Origin of the sequence: Yersinia entomophaga (assembly GCF_001656035.1) — a bacterium.
Taxonomy (GTDB): Bacteria; Pseudomonadota; Gammaproteobacteria; order Enterobacterales; family Enterobacteriaceae; genus Yersinia; species Yersinia entomophaga.
In genome coordinates, this window is the sequence record NZ_CP010029.1 from 1,630,357 (window position 1) to 1,644,371 (window position 14,015).

Consider the following 14,015-nt stretch of genomic DNA (forward strand, 5'->3'; position numbering starts at 1 on the left):
GGAATTTATACAGAGTAATTGATAGGATTATAACAATGCTGTGAGAGATGCCAACTGCGAAATCTCAATATGTGGCAGTAAACGGGCATCATTGACCGCCATGATATTTTTCTGCCGATCGTTAATCCAGCAGGCCTGCATGCCGCAACGCAGGGAACCAGCGACGTCGGTGGTGAGATCGTCACCCACGTGCAAAATGCTTTCCAGCGGCAAATCCAGCTTATTGGCCGCCTTTTGGTACATATCACGATAAGGTTTGGCACGGCCATTGGGGCCAGAGCGCAGCACAAACTGGAAATAGCGGCTTAAACCGCAGGCGGCAGGATCGGCGTTACCGTTTGTGATAGCCACCAGCGGGAAGCGTTCTGACAAGGTCTCCAGCGTATCGTGAGTCGCCGCAGGCACATGAATACGGCTACGCCACAGGGCGAAATTCTCCATCGCCGCGTCAGCACCTTTACGGGCTTCATCTTTGGTCAGGCCGTGGCGAATAAGACCTAACTCCAACGCCTGCCAACGCCACTGGGTAACATCGTGATAAATATCCGGATCGCTGGCCAGCAGTTCAATGCGAAAACGATGAAAATCCGCCACCTCAAGCTGGCGTAAATTCGGATGATACTGTTGCAGAAACGCCACCGATTCCTGTTCGGTACGGGAAATCACCGGGCGGTTGTCGTACAGAGTATCGTCCAAATCGAAGGTTATAGCCGCAATCGGCTGTAATGGTCGGTAAAAATGCATCAGGATTTGCCTCGTTTGGCTCGCGGATGGGCGGCATCATACACCGTTGCCAAATGTTGAAAGTCGAGATGGGTATAAATTTGTGTGGTCGTTAGATTGGCGTGGCCGAGTAATTCCTGCACCGCACGCAGATCGCCGCTGGATTCCAGCATATGAGTGGCGAAAGAGTGGCGCAGTTTATGGGGATGAATATGGCTGCTAACGCCTTGTTTTATACCCCATTCGGCAAAGCGTTTTTGCACATTGCGCGCAGAAATACGCTTACCGGTATTGGCGAGGAAAATGGCGTCATCGGCGGGTTCAAACAACTCCCGTAGCGCTAGCCAATGCTGTAACCAAGTCACCGCCGTAGCGCCCATCGGTACTTTACGTTCTTTGCTGCCCTTGCCCATCACCCAGATTTCGCCACTGGCCAAATCCACATGTTTGCAATCCATTCCCACCAGTTCGGCTAAACGTAAACCCGCGCCGTACATGACTTCCAGCATCGCCCGATCCCGCACCGCCAAAGGATCGTTAAGATCGATGTCCAACAGTCGACTGACTTCATCCACATCAATATTTTTTGGCAGATGGCGCCCCGTCCTCGGCGTACTGACGCCTTTGGCCGGATTGGCGTGTAACACGCCCTGGCTGACCAACCAATCGAGAAAACTGCGTAATGCCGACAGGCGCAGCGCCAGGCTAGAAGACTGTAATCCAGCACGCTTGCTGCGGGAAACCAGCGAACGTACCTGCGCCGCATCCAAACTCTCCCACTGGCTCAGCCCCATTTGACCCGCCAGTTCCATCACCGCCTGTAGCTGTCGAGAATAACTGGTTATGGTTAAGGGACTCAGTTGCCGTTCAACCTTCAGATAACGCAAAAAGGCTTCAACGGACGGAGAGAGCGTAGCGGGGATTTCACTCATACTCGTTCGATCCAGCGCTCCAACAAGGTAGGCAACATCAGCGCTAACTGATGCAGCATCACCGTACCCATACCCTGCTGATAATGTTGTGTATCACGGCTACTAAAGATAACCACGCCCAAATCGCCATTCGCGCCCATCAGGGACATCGCAACCGAGCCGACCTGTTTAGCCTGAGGCAACAGCAACAAAAGCTCTGGCCCATTTAGGCTGCCGAGGTAATGACGCTCATCCCCCAAACGCTGAATGCGCATCGGTTCAAAAGCGTGGCGTGCTAAACCCAGATGAGTGAAATCGGAAGGCGCGCCAATATGCCAGCGGTCGTTAAACAGGCGCACATTGGCTCCTGCCAATCCAAAATCCCGCGCCCAGCGCTGTAGGCGATTCAGCATATCTTGCAGGCTTTCGGCGGAGGTCAGATTAGTTTGTAACTGTAACAGACGGTTAAACAGCAGCTCATTCAGACCGGCCTGCTCCATCAACAGGGTAATTTCTTCTTCCAGTTGATGAATCTGATTACGTTGACGAGCCAGTTGCCACTCGACCAGAGACACGCTGCCTCTGACCGGATGGGGAATTTGCATCTGTTCAACCAAACGGGCATTACGGATAAAGAAGTCGGGATTTTGCAATAAATACTGCATGACAGCGTCGTCGTCTAACTCAATGCCAGCCAGCGCCTGTTCCTCATAATTCTTCATTCTTCAACACCCATCATAAATGAATAAAACCGTCGTAGACGTGGGTCGCAGGCCCGGTCATATACAACGGGTGACCCGGTCCTTTCCAGCTGATATCCAGGCTGCCACCCGGTAGCTCGACGTGAACCTCTTCACTCAGCAATGCCTGCTGAATACCGACTGCCACAGCCGCACAGGCTCCGCTGCCGCAGGCTTGTGTTTCTCCTGCGCCGCGTTCGTAGACCCGTAAACGAATGTGTTCCCGACTGACAACCTGCATAAAGCCAATGTTGGCGCGCTCAGGAAAACGCTCATGATTTTCCAATACTGGACCCAGCAACTCAACGTTGGCAACCGAAACATCGTCCACTTGCAGTACACAATGGGGATTTCCCATCGAAACCACCCCGCACAGCACCGTGTGCTCTGCCGCGCGCAAAATGTAGGTTTTTTCAGCTTTTATCGCTTTAAACGGAATCGCCTGCGGCTCAAAATTAGGTTCACCCATATTGACGCACACCAGCTCATCCTCCGTCACGCTAAGCACCATACGCCCAGTTTGCGTACTGACACGAATATCACGCTTGTTGGTCAGCCCCTTAATCCGCACGAAACGAGCGAAACAGCGGGCACCGTTACCACATTGAGAGACTTCGCTGCCATCCGCATTAAAAATGCGATAGTGGAAATCCAGCTCAGGATCGTAAGGCGGTTCAACCACCAGCATCTGATCAAAGCCCACGCCAGTGTGCCGGTCAGCCAGTCGTCGGATAAGCTCCGGCGAAAAATAAACATTCTGTGTGACGGCATCGACAACCATAAAGTCGTTGCCAAGACCGTGCATTTTGGAGAACTGCATATCATGCTCCACTGACTACTGGCTAAATCCGGACGCGATAAAGCGATTTATCGCAGTAAGCATCTGGCCTCCAACAGCAGGAGGCCAACGTCAAACTGCGGGGAGAATCTGGGTTACTGTAAGCCGCCGATAGACTGAGTCTGCTGCGAGCCAACATTATCTTCTTGGTTTTTCTGCACTTTGCCTGAATCTGGCGGTACAGTTTCTGTCTTTGAATTTTCCGCAGGAGGGAAATAAAGTGGCCCTTTTAAGCCACATCCGGATAGCCCCACCAACATCATGGCGACCAGCGGCCAGCGTAGTTCTCTTTTCATTGCATTAATGCCTGTAATTCATGCGTCCAAGGTCTCTATAATCGCAGGTGGATCATGAAAAGCAATAGGAATTGAATATGAACGACAGCGAGTTCCACCAGTTAGCCGATCAATTGATGTCAAACATTGAAAATGCAGTGGATAATTTTGATGGCGACAGCGATATAGACTGTGAAACTAACGGGGGCGTTTTGACCCTGACTTTCGAGAACGGCAGCAAAATTGTGATTAACCGCCAGGAACCCTTTCATCAGGTTTGGCTGGCAACCAAAACCGGTGGTTACCATTTTAACTATCGGGAAAATGAATGGCACTGCGACCGCAGCGGGAAAACTTTCTATACGCTGCTTTCTGAAGCCGCCACGGCTCAAGCCGGTGAAGAGGTTAGCTTCGACTAACCTTTATTCCAGCGCCGGCCAGTAAGAATCGGTAAAAGGACACAAAACAGCGTGTCCTGATTTCCGGTTTACCAATGACGTTTAACGATAACTAGTGCAGCTGAAACTGTTGCGGCGGCGTGGAAGACTCTTTTTCCGTCGCGTTATGACACAGATGAGAAAGCGTAGTGCTGCGGAACGGAATCACCTGAGTGCGCCCGTCTAACTGCACAATCTGATAGAACTGCGGCAGGTTAAAGTTAATAAAGCTGGAGCCATAGGTGAAACGATCGTGAGACGATGAGTAGAAGCGGCTGACATCGCGCACCAACTCTTCTTTACTGCCTTCGCAATGATGGTAAACCTCAACTCTATTGCTCTCGTCGAGAATGTAGATATTGAAGCCTTTCCCATCGCTAGTGCCTTCAAAGAAGAACTGAATAATTCCTTCACTAGCGAATCCGTCGACAACCGGCGGTAAATGAATCTGATCGGTTTCTACCTGAATCGACAGGCCATGCAGCTTGTTATTGGAAATGGCACCGTAGAATTCCACCGCATTTTCCAGTTTCTGCACCGATACACTAAGACGCTCGAAGAACAGCCCCCAGGTCTGCCCGGCGACTCGAACCGCTTTAAAGCGACCCGGTTCTTGACGAGTGCTGGAAAGGCGCAGCTCGATGCATTCGGATACCAATTGTTGAATGCGGGTGCGAATCAGCCCGCGTAAATGCTGGCTGTAGCAGAATACATCAACGGATTCCGGCGGCGCGGCGTCCTGATGCATTTTGCCTAAAATGGTTTTCAATGCCTCCAATACCGCCTGTTCGCCGCTGAAATGCAGGGTTCGCACTTCGTTCCACGAGTTGCGATACAGTAAATCGATACTGCCCACCAGACACTGCTGTTGCTCACCGAAACTGAATACGTCCAGTTTTCGGAAATCAAAATGCACAATCTGGTTGCGGAAAGCGGCCGTCGGATCGTTTTCCAGATTGACGATGATCGCCAGATGGCGGATTTCGCACGGGCTGTACAGCGCTTTCGGCGTCGGCGCAGGCAAACGCAATGGGAAATGGTGAGAAACATCCGTCACCAGTTCTTGCAATTTTACCGTATCGCACAAATTGGCGCTTTTAATATGTAAATGCGTTTTTGACGTCAGTAAGCCGTTGAAATAAGCCCAAGCCACCAGTTTGTTCAGATAGCGGTTATATTCCAGCGGCTGATGGCTCACTATGGCATCCATAGACGGAGCCTGATTATACAAATACCAACCGGGCCGGTTAGCGCGTCCTGCCGGTACGTGAATAAAGGTCAAATGTTCTTCGGACAGATCCGGCGAGATTTGTGGGTTAACTAAAGTAACTTTACCCGGTAGCGCCTCAAAGGCCGCATAGAGTTTACGGGTCAATACCCCGATATCCTGCGGACTGGCACTAACGCTCAGATTATTACGACGCGCGAAACGGATCAGATTGCGATAACTCTGCATCATCGCATCCAACAGCTCGTTATGCGCTTCACGCACCCGCTCAATTTTCCAGTTGGCGCGATTGTCCAGCATTTCCAGACGCTCTTCGCTCCAGCCCCACTCACTAACCAGTTGGCTCAGTATCTCCCGACGCCAACCGCTGCTGGCCGGCGTTTTAGACAGTTTTTCGCAAACTTTCAGATAGAAACAGCGGCGGACTAAATCCAGACGAGTAGTATCTTCGATTTGCGTCAGATAACGCGTGACGCGATCCAGCATCATGCAGTAGCCATCCAGACCGAATGACACAATCTCGCCTTTATGCAGACGCTGCTTGATTTCCATCGCCAGCAGCTGAGAATTCGGGTATTCCCACGAATACGCTTCCAACAGCAGCGTTTTCAAGACGGCTTTGTAGGGTGAATCAATACTCTTATAGAGCTGCCACAGGCTGGCTCCGAAATACTCTTCAGCCGATAGGGTACTCAAGCCACCGAGATCCAGCCATTCATTTGGCGTCAGCGCACCTTGGGCATATAAAGAAAGCACGTAATCGTCGTAATGGCCTTCTTCTTCTATCGGCACCATATTCCACAGAATACGTTTCCCCGCCAGGCGCACTGCGCTGCGGTAGAACTCGTCTAATAACAGAATATGTTGCGTAGAACCGCAGTCTTCACCGCCCAAACTGCCGCTGGCATTGTGGCGGAAACGGTTTTCGTCGATCAGGAAAAAGCTGACTTCGACGCCCATAGAGGCCGCCCATTTCTCCAATTGGCTGCATTTTTGTTGTAGCTGATTGCGTTCTTCGTTATCCAGCCAGGCTTGGTGGCACACCCAAATGTCCAGATCCGAAGTGCTGCTTTGCCCAATAGAAGAGGTACTGCCCATGGTGTAAACGCCGGTGATCGGCAGTTCGCCTTCCCGCGCTAATTGCAGCGGTTCACCCCATTTGCTTTCAACTTCAGTAATATACTGTTGTTGGGTTTCCGTAGGCGTGAAGAAACAGACGCCGTGGGGAACGTTACCATCAAGGTAACCTGGCATCAGTGGGTGATGATAATGTAATAAGGTTGGCAGCAGACTGTAGACCTTTTGGAAGGCTGGCCCCATGGCCGCCAAGGCGCGATCGACTCGTAATTGGTTGATCGCATCCAGTCGCTGTTTCAGTGTCTCGATGTAGAGGTACAAGACGTCTCGCCTGATTGTTCCAGTGCCTAGAAAAAAACCCGTGTTCCCGATTCGCCTTTAGTTTAGAAGAATATTTAACGAATTATTGCTGGAAACGTGATCAATCTAACACCTTGCCGATTGACCGTAAAGAAAGTAAAGCTATATGCGCCATTCTAATACTTACCCAGCCACCCTATCCAGCCGTCCATTTGTTACCATAGCGTCTTTCTTGCACGGTTATCCGCCTGAATCCTGTGGCTTCTACACTGACAGTTTTCCCTTCTCGGTGTTAGGATGGTTAGCTAAATATAAAAACGGTAATGAGCATGTTAGACAAAATTATTCGAATTGCCACGCGACAAAGCCCATTGGCATTGTGGCAAGCACATTATGTACAGCAGCTGCTGCAAGCCTGTCATCCGGGGCTACAGGTGGAGCTGGTTCCGATGGTGACCCGCGGAGACATTATCCTTGATACGCCTTTGGCCAAAGTGGGTGGCAAAGGCCTGTTTGTAAAAGAGCTGGAGCTGGCGTTGCTGGAAGGCCGAGCCGATGTCGCCGTGCATTCTATGAAAGACGTGCCGATCGCCTTCCCCGAAGGATTGGGGCTGGTCACTATTTGTGAACGTGACGATCCGCGAGATGCTTTTGTTTCGAATAATTACCAGCATATGGATGAATTACCGGCGGGCAGCGTGGTGGGTACTTCTAGCCTGCGCCGTCAGTGTCAGCTACGCCAACGCCGCCCGGATCTGATCGTCAAAGATTTGCGCGGCAACGTAGGCACTCGTTTGTCGAAACTGGATCAGGGCGACTACGATGCCATTATTCTGGCCGTCGCCGGTTTAAACCGCCTTGGTTTGAAAGAACGTATCCGCTACGCCATGAGTCCGGAAGAATCCTTGCCAGCAGTCGGCCAGGGCGCTGTCGGTATCGAATGCCGTCTGGATGATACTCTCACCCGCGAACTGCTTGCGCCACTCAATCACCGCCAGACTGAGCTGCGCGTGTGCGCCGAACGCGCCATGAATACCCGCCTTGAAGGCGGCTGTCAGGTGCCAATTGGTAGCTACGCGGTGCTAGAAGATGACACTCTGTGGCTGCGCGCGTTGGTCGGCGCGCCGGACGGTAGCCAAATGATCTGCGGTGAACGCCGCGGCCCATCTGCCAATGCAGAACAAATGGGCATCGAGCTGGCCGATGAGCTGCTCTCTCGCGGTGCCAAAGAAATTCTGGCGCTGGTTTATCAGGATAATCCGCCACTATGACTATTCTGGTCACTCGCCCTTCTCCTGCCGGTGAACAGTTAGTCAGCCGCCTACGAGCACTAGGTCGGGTTGCCTATCATGCGCCTTTAATCGATTTCTCTCCGGGCCGAGATTTACCTCGTCTACCGGAAATGTTGGCAGAAATGCAGGCAGGCGATCTGGTTTTTGCGCTGTCGCAGAACGCCATTCGCTATGCCAACCCGCTGTTAAACAGAAATAAACTGTTCTGGCCTGCCGAGCTATCTTATTATGCTATAGGTCGCTCGACGGCATTGGCGCTGCACACGGTGAGTCGCCTACCGGTCACTTTTCCGCCGATGGGTGAAACCAGCGAAATGCTGCTCTTACTGCCTGACTTGCAGGAATTACAGGGTAAAAAAGCCCTGTTGCTGCGTGGTAACGGTGGTCGGGAGCTATTAGGTGAAAGCCTCGCAGCACGCGGCGCCGAGGTCACATTTTGCGAATGTTATCAACGTAGCCCGATCTATTACGATGGCAGTGAGCAAAGCGCCCACTGGCAGCGAGCCGGCGTTGATATCCTGGTGGTAACCAGCGGCGAAATGTTACAGCAGATCTATACTTTAATTCCTGATTACTATCGTTCTTCCTGGCTGCTGCGCTGCCGCCTGATAGTGGTGAGCGATCGTTTGGCCGCCCTTGCCAGTCAACTAGGCTGGAATGACATTCGAGTGGCTGAGAATGCCGATAATGACGCGCTGATCCGCGCGCTACAATAAACCTGACTATGGGATGCCCAATATGACGGAACACACTACCCCATCCGCCCCAGTGGAAGAGACAACCACAGCGGTTGAGCGGCCCCAACAGCCAGAGGCTGAAACACCAAAAGACAAGCGTAGCGGGCCCATTCTCGGCGCTGTTGCTATCGCCATTGCAATTATTCTGAGTGCCGGCCTTTATTATCAGGGCCATCAACAGAAACAACAGTTGGTCGCCGCCAATCAAGCGTTACAAGACCAACTGGCTGCGTTAAAAACCAGCCAAACGCAGGAAAAACAGCGGCTTGAAGCTTTGTTACAGCAACAAGGTAAAGCGCTAGACACCGCTGACCGCCAGCAAGCGTCTTTGGCTCGCCAACTCAATGAACTGCAAGGGAAAGTCGCCACCATTTCCGGCAGTGATGCTAAAGCCTGGCTGCTGGCTCAGGCTGATTTTCTGGTGAAAATGGCAGGACGTAAACTGTGGAGCGATCAGGATGTCCTCAGCGCCGCAACCTTATTAAAAAGCGCCGATGCGAGTCTGGCGGATATGAATGATCCGAGCCTGATTGAGGTACGCCGCGCCATTACCGAAGATATCAGCGCACTGTCTGCCCTAAGCCAAATCGATTTTGACGGGATCATTCTCAAGCTAAATCAGCTTTCTAATCAGGTCGATAATCTGCGCATGGCGGATAACGTGACTGATGATGCGCCGATGGATGAAGACAGCACCGAACTGTCCAGCTCCCTTTCCGATTGGAAACAGAATTTATCCAAAAGCTGGCACAGTTTCCTCTCCGATTTCGTGACTATTCGCCGCCGCGATAGCAGCGCCGAGCCGCTGTTAGCACCGAATCAGGATATTTATCTACGGGAAAATATTCGTTCTCGCCTGTTGGTAGCCGCTCAGGCGGTTCCGCGCCATCAGGACGAAGTGTACAAACAGTCGCTGGAAACCATTTCAACATGGGTTCGGGCTTATTTCGACGTTAACGACCCGAGCACCAAGGCTTTCCTCGATGAACTGGAAAGCCTGAGCCAACAATCGATCTCAATGGACGTGCCGGATCAGCTAAAAAGCCAGCCGCTACTGGAAAAGTTGATGCAAACTCGTGTCCGTAACCTGCTGGCGCAAACGCCTGTGGTCAATCAGGAGGGATAAGTATGATTCGAGTCTTACTGCTATTTCTGCTGCTGATCGCCGGGATCATTCTTGGCCCGATGCTCGCCGGTCATCAAGGCTATGTATTGATTCAAACTGATGATTACAATATTGAAACCAGCATCACTAAATTGACCATTATGCTGGTTGGATTGATTTTCGTGCTGTATCTCATCGAATCTGTATTACGTCGAATGTTCCGCACCGGGGCTCGCACCAGAGGCTGGTTTATCGGTCGCAAACGCAGCCGCGCTCGCAAGCAAACCAAAGCCGCGCTGATCAAACTGGCCGAAGGCGATTTTAAGCAGGTTGAACATTTGCTTACCCGCAACGCCGAGCACGCCGAACAGCCAATGGTTAACTATTTGCTGGCAGCCGAGGCGGCTCAGCAATGCGGCGACGAGTTCCGAACCAATCAATATCTGGAGCGAGCTGCCGAAGTGGCAGATACCGACCAATTACCGGTAGATATCACTCGGGTACGTATTCAACTGGCTCAGGGGCAGATCCACGCCGCTCGCCACGGGGTTGATCGCCTGCTGGAACTGGCGCCGCGTCACCCGGAAGTATTAAGGCTGGCGGAGCAGGCTTATCTACGCACCGGGGCTTTCAGCTCATTGCTGGAAATTTTACCGGCGATGCAGAAAATACAGTTGCATACCGCGGCTGAAATCAGCGCGCTGGAACAGCAAGCTTATATTGGCATCATGAATCAGTGCATGGCCGAAGAAGGCAGCGATGGATTGAAGCGCTGGTGGCACGATCAAAACCGCAAAATCCGCCATAATGTGGCGCTGCAGGTAGCTCTAGCTGAACACCTGATTGAGTGTAACGATCACGAAGTGGCGCAACAGGTGATTCTAGATGGGCTAAAACGTCAATATGACGAAAGACTGATCTTACTGATCCCGCGCCTTAAATCAGGTAATCCCGATCCTTTGGAAAAAGCATTACGTCAGCAAATCAAGCAGCACGGCGCGACGCCATTGCTAAATAGTACGCTGGGGCAATTGATGCTGAAGCACGGCGAGTGGGAACAGGCTAGCGAAGCCTTCCGCGCTGCGCTGCAACAGCGTCCCGACGGCTACGATTACGCCTGGCTGGCCGATGCTTATGACAAACTGCACCGTCCAGAAGATGCGGCTCAGGTACGTCGTGAAGGGTTAATGCTAACGCTGAAACAAAACGGCGAGTAAAATCTTTTACTGTGATTGAGACAGGCTCCTGCGGGAGCCTTTCTTTTATCTGCCGAACCGCAAACTTTCCTACCGGCAAAAAAAAACACTTGCCGATTAAGCAAGTGTCATAAAATATCAGGTCTACAGTCAACAGATTGGTGCCTCACTCAACGTTACGCCCGGTATGTGATGAAGGAGGGGATTGGTTACCGCTCAACATCGTTTACGTGGACAATAGGCACCCTAAAATTGGCTCTGCATCATCCCTGGGTTTATGAAGACTAAGCTGTCATAAGAAGTGGGATGAGCATCTACAAGATAGATATTGCACTTCCCGTGCCAACTTATTTAATCTCTTGAACGTTACTGTAAATAAAGCCAAAAAAGTGACTTAACATTATGAAATAAATCAATTTTTAATATTTTTAGACCAAGACCGATTTATTCCTCTTCAGGCTCTGAGTTTCATCACGTTTGGATTTGATCTGTCGCTACAAAACGACGTAAAAACCGATTCCTATTTTTATTCATATTTATCATTATGTTATATGTCTCCATTGAGAGACATTACCGATATCTAGTGTCGCAAAAACCCAACACCGATAAATCGCAATAGCTTTGGCTTTGGCTTTGGCTTTGGCTTTGGCTTTGGCTTTGGCTTTGGCTTTGGCTTTGGCTTTGGCTTTGGCTTTGGCTTTGGCTTTGGCTTTGGCTTTGGCTTTGGCTTTGGCTTTGGCAGGGGAACTGAATCCATTTAGCTGAGAAAACGCTACCTGATGAATCCTTTAATTGAAGTATTGCTCTTTGAATGATGCACAAGAGAATTAAAGCAGCGGAATATTGATAAAGCAGAATGCCAGCGGCATCCTCTTCTCAGCGATAAGCAGAAAGGGTTAACGCTGAGAGACAAATTCAAGACGAAAAAAAACCCCGCATTGCGGGGTTTTCTTCGGAATGTGGTCGGCGAGAGAGGATTCGAACCTCCGACCCACTGGTCCCAAACCAGTTGCGCTACCAAGCTGCGCTACTCGCCGATTTCTTACTGCCTACTCTACATAGTCTTTCGACTTATGTCTATGTAAATATTAATAAAATCTACATAGTTTGTGTGGTGCGAAGGGAGGGACTTGAACCCTCACGTCCGTAAGGACACTAACACCTGAAGCTAGCGCGTCTACCAATTCCGCCACCATCGCATGTTCCACAAAAATTTGGGGTGGCTAATGGGACTCGAACCCACGACAACTGGAATCACAATCCAGGGCTCTACCAACTGAGCTATAGCCACCATAACTTCTTTACTGCTCACAACCGTCGTACGCGGCAATATTACCACCGCAGCTCTTGCACACAAAATTAATGGTGCGCCCGACAGGATTCGAACCTGAGACCTCTGCCTCCGGAGGGCAGCGCTCTATCCAGCTGAGCTACGGGCGCTTAGCGCCGTTGCGGGTGAGGATACTACGGTTTTAATGCCTAACTGTCTAGTGCTTTTTTAGAAGAAATAGTGCGTTTGATTACGCTTTGCTCTCTCTGCCGCAAAAGACAGCTATTTAGTCCCCTCACCCTACCTTTATCGCTGGTTTTATAGACGTTTCGTCATCACACGCGTTTCTTATGCATCCCTAAGGCGAAATAGCACAGTGACACTAACGCCAGGAAAATCGCTCCCACTAATAAAGATAAGCGCGTATCCGGATTAATCCCCATACCAACCAGCACACAAATCAGGAAGGCGATGGTCAGATAGTTCACATAGGGGAACATAATGGATTTAAACGGATGTTGCTTAATCGCTTCTTTATGTACCTGACGGAAACGCAGCTGGCTAATCAGCACCACAAACCACGGTACCATACCTGGCAACACGCTGGCGCTGTAGACATACACAAACACCTGCTGAGGATTAGGAATGATGTAGTTGAGGCTGGAACCGATCAGCAAACACAGAATAGTGACTGCGATACAGTAAACCGGCACGCCGCTGGCAGAGACTTTCGTCAAAATAGCGGGCAACTGGCGATTCATCGCCAAGGCATACAACATACGCCCGCCGCTGTACATACCGCTGTTACAGCCGGACAGCGCAGCGGTCAGCACCACAAAGTTGATAATCCCAGCCGCTGCGGTAATACCAATCTTGGCAAATGTCAGTACGAACGGGCTACCGGTAGAACCAATTTCATTCCACGGGAAGATAGTGACGATCACGAAAATCGCACCGACGTAGAAAATCAGAATCCGCCACAGAATATTGTTAATCGCGCGTTTTAAGGTGACTTGGGGGTTTTTCGCTTCACCGGCGGTGATACCAACCAGTTCCACACCCTGATAGGACGCTACGACAATACACAGTGCAAACAGGAAACCTTTCCAACCACCAGCAAAGAAGCCACCGTGCTGCGTCAGGTTATCGAAACCAATCGCCTGGCCCTGATTGCCGAAACCAAAGAAGATCACGCCGATACCAACCACTATCATCACAATAATAGTGGTGACTTTGATCATCGCGAACCAAAATTCCATTTCACCGTACAGCCGCACCGCTGCGAGATTCGCCAACGCGACAATGACTACGCCGGCGATCGCCGGTATCCACTGTGGCAATTCGGGGAACCAGAAGCTGACGTATAGGCCAATGGCGGTTATCTCCGATATACCCACGGCTATCCACATAAACCAATAGCCCCAGGCCGTCAGATAGCCAAAATACGGGCTGAGATACTTATGGGCGTAAACCGCAAAAGAACCGGCCACCGGCTCCAGATAGAGCATTTCGCCCATGGCACGCATAATGAAAAATACGAACAACCCGGCAATGATGTATGCCAGTAACACTGATGGCCCTGCCCATTTCAGCGTACTGGCTGCGCCCATAAATAACCCGACGCCAATGGTGCCACCTAGCGCTATCAGTTCGATATGCCGGGCTTCCAGCCCACGGTGTAATCCTTTTTTATCTTCGTTGTCTGCCATAAATCCTCTGTAGACTTAATTTTGTTGTGTTCAATCCCCCGGATAACCCCGGTTGTTATAATTATCAGGAAAAGAGAAAAGCGACTGAGTTCACGCCGAACACCTGCGAAAGGAAGCGCTAAAACTGCTGGTCTGCTGCAATCAGGTTAGAAAAATGCATGCCGAGCTAACTTAAAA

At 50.9% G+C, this 14,015-nt stretch carries 14 protein-coding genes and 4 tRNA genes; 7 read left to right on the top strand and 11 right to left on the bottom strand.

Features of this window, described 5'->3' with window-relative positions:
• Positions 1-27: 27 nt before the first annotated feature.
• The 5 genes from yigB to lptM form a co-directional block, all read right to left on the bottom strand.
• Entirely contained in the window at positions 28-744 is a 717-nt protein-coding gene (yigB, locus tag PL78_RS07435; protein WP_064514411.1) for a 5-amino-6-(5-phospho-D-ribitylamino)uracil phosphatase YigB, read from the bottom strand.
• Positions 744-1,655, bottom strand: a complete 912-nt coding sequence (xerC, locus tag PL78_RS07440) for a tyrosine recombinase XerC (protein ID WP_064514413.1) — start codon at positions 1,653-1,655, stop codon at positions 744-746. The genes yigB and xerC overlap by 1 nt, the downstream gene beginning before the upstream one ends.
• On the bottom strand, positions 1,652-2,356 hold the full coding sequence (locus PL78_RS07445; protein WP_064514415.1) for a DUF484 domain-containing protein: 705 nt from the start codon (positions 2,354-2,356) through the stop codon (positions 1,652-1,654). The genes xerC and PL78_RS07445 overlap by 4 nt, the downstream gene beginning before the upstream one ends.
• 13 nt (positions 2,357-2,369) lie before the next feature.
• Entirely contained in the window at positions 2,370-3,194 is an 825-nt protein-coding gene (gene dapF, locus PL78_RS07450) for a diaminopimelate epimerase (protein ID WP_049600810.1), read from the bottom strand.
• Between the two features lie 113 nt (positions 3,195-3,307).
• Positions 3,308-3,508 (bottom strand): LPS translocon maturation chaperone LptM, encoded by a 201-nt coding sequence (gene lptM, locus PL78_RS07455; RefSeq protein ID WP_064514417.1) that lies wholly within the window; start codon positions 3,506-3,508, stop codon positions 3,308-3,310.
• Between the two features lie 77 nt (positions 3,509-3,585).
• Here lptM and cyaY point away from each other — a divergent pair, with 77 nt between their 5' ends.
• Entirely contained in the window at positions 3,586-3,906 is a 321-nt protein-coding gene (cyaY, locus tag PL78_RS07460) for an iron donor protein CyaY (protein WP_064514419.1), read from the top strand.
• Positions 3,907-3,997: 91 nt separating this feature from the next.
• Here the strand turns inward: cyaY and PL78_RS07465 are convergent, their stop codons facing one another.
• On the bottom strand, positions 3,998-6,550 hold the full coding sequence (locus PL78_RS07465) for a class I adenylate cyclase (protein ID WP_064514421.1): 2,553 nt from the start codon (positions 6,548-6,550) through the stop codon (positions 3,998-4,000).
• Between the two features lie 14 nt (positions 6,551-6,564).
• On the opposite strand from PL78_RS07465, the gene PL78_RS21070 reads away from it, so the two are divergent.
• The 6 genes from PL78_RS21070 to PL78_RS20210 all read left to right on the top strand — a co-directional run bounded on the left by PL78_RS21070 (position 6,565) and on the right by PL78_RS20210 (position 11,624).
• Positions 6,565-6,753, top strand: a complete 189-nt coding sequence (locus PL78_RS21070) for a hypothetical protein (protein WP_071889783.1) — start codon at positions 6,565-6,567, stop codon at positions 6,751-6,753.
• 105 nt (positions 6,754-6,858) lie between these two features.
• Complete coding sequence (gene hemC / locus PL78_RS07470) at positions 6,859-7,800, top strand: hydroxymethylbilane synthase (protein WP_064514423.1); 942 nt, start codon at positions 6,859-6,861, stop codon at positions 7,798-7,800.
• Positions 7,797-8,537: a uroporphyrinogen-III synthase gene (hemD, locus tag PL78_RS07475; RefSeq protein ID WP_064514426.1), complete on the top strand. Its 741-nt coding sequence runs from the start codon at positions 7,797-7,799 to the stop codon at positions 8,535-8,537. The genes hemC and hemD overlap by 4 nt, the downstream gene beginning before the upstream one ends.
• A gap of 22 nt (positions 8,538-8,559) precedes the next feature.
• Positions 8,560-9,684 (top strand): uroporphyrinogen-III C-methyltransferase, encoded by a 1,125-nt coding sequence (hemX, locus tag PL78_RS07480; protein ID WP_064514427.1) that lies wholly within the window; start codon positions 8,560-8,562, stop codon positions 9,682-9,684.
• A 2-nt stretch (positions 9,685-9,686) separates the two neighbouring features.
• On the top strand, positions 9,687-10,880 hold the full coding sequence (hemY, locus tag PL78_RS07485) for a protoheme IX biogenesis protein HemY (protein ID WP_064514430.1): 1,194 nt from the start codon (positions 9,687-9,689) through the stop codon (positions 10,878-10,880).
• A gap of 600 nt (positions 10,881-11,480) precedes the next feature.
• On the top strand, positions 11,481-11,624 hold the full coding sequence (locus PL78_RS20210) for a hypothetical protein (RefSeq protein ID WP_162493036.1): 144 nt from the start codon (positions 11,481-11,483) through the stop codon (positions 11,622-11,624).
• Positions 11,625-11,819: 195 nt separating this feature from the next.
• Here PL78_RS20210 and PL78_RS07490 read toward each other — a convergent pair.
• The 5 genes from PL78_RS07490 to thrP form a co-directional block, all read right to left on the bottom strand.
• Positions 11,820-11,896 (bottom strand) — tRNA-Pro (locus tag PL78_RS07490).
• 75 nt (positions 11,897-11,971) lie between these two features.
• Positions 11,972-12,058: transfer RNA gene (locus PL78_RS07495), tRNA-Leu, on the bottom strand.
• Between the two features lie 16 nt (positions 12,059-12,074).
• Positions 12,075-12,150: transfer RNA gene (locus PL78_RS07500), tRNA-His, on the bottom strand.
• 72 nt (positions 12,151-12,222) lie between these two features.
• A tRNA-Arg gene (locus PL78_RS07505) sits at positions 12,223-12,299 on the bottom strand.
• Positions 12,300-12,464: 165 nt separating this feature from the next.
• Positions 12,465-13,838, bottom strand: coding sequence for a bifunctional threonine/serine APC transporter ThrP (thrP, locus tag PL78_RS07510; RefSeq protein WP_064514433.1), 1,374 nt, complete (start codon positions 13,836-13,838; stop codon positions 12,465-12,467).
• Positions 13,839-14,015 lie beyond the last annotated feature (177 nt).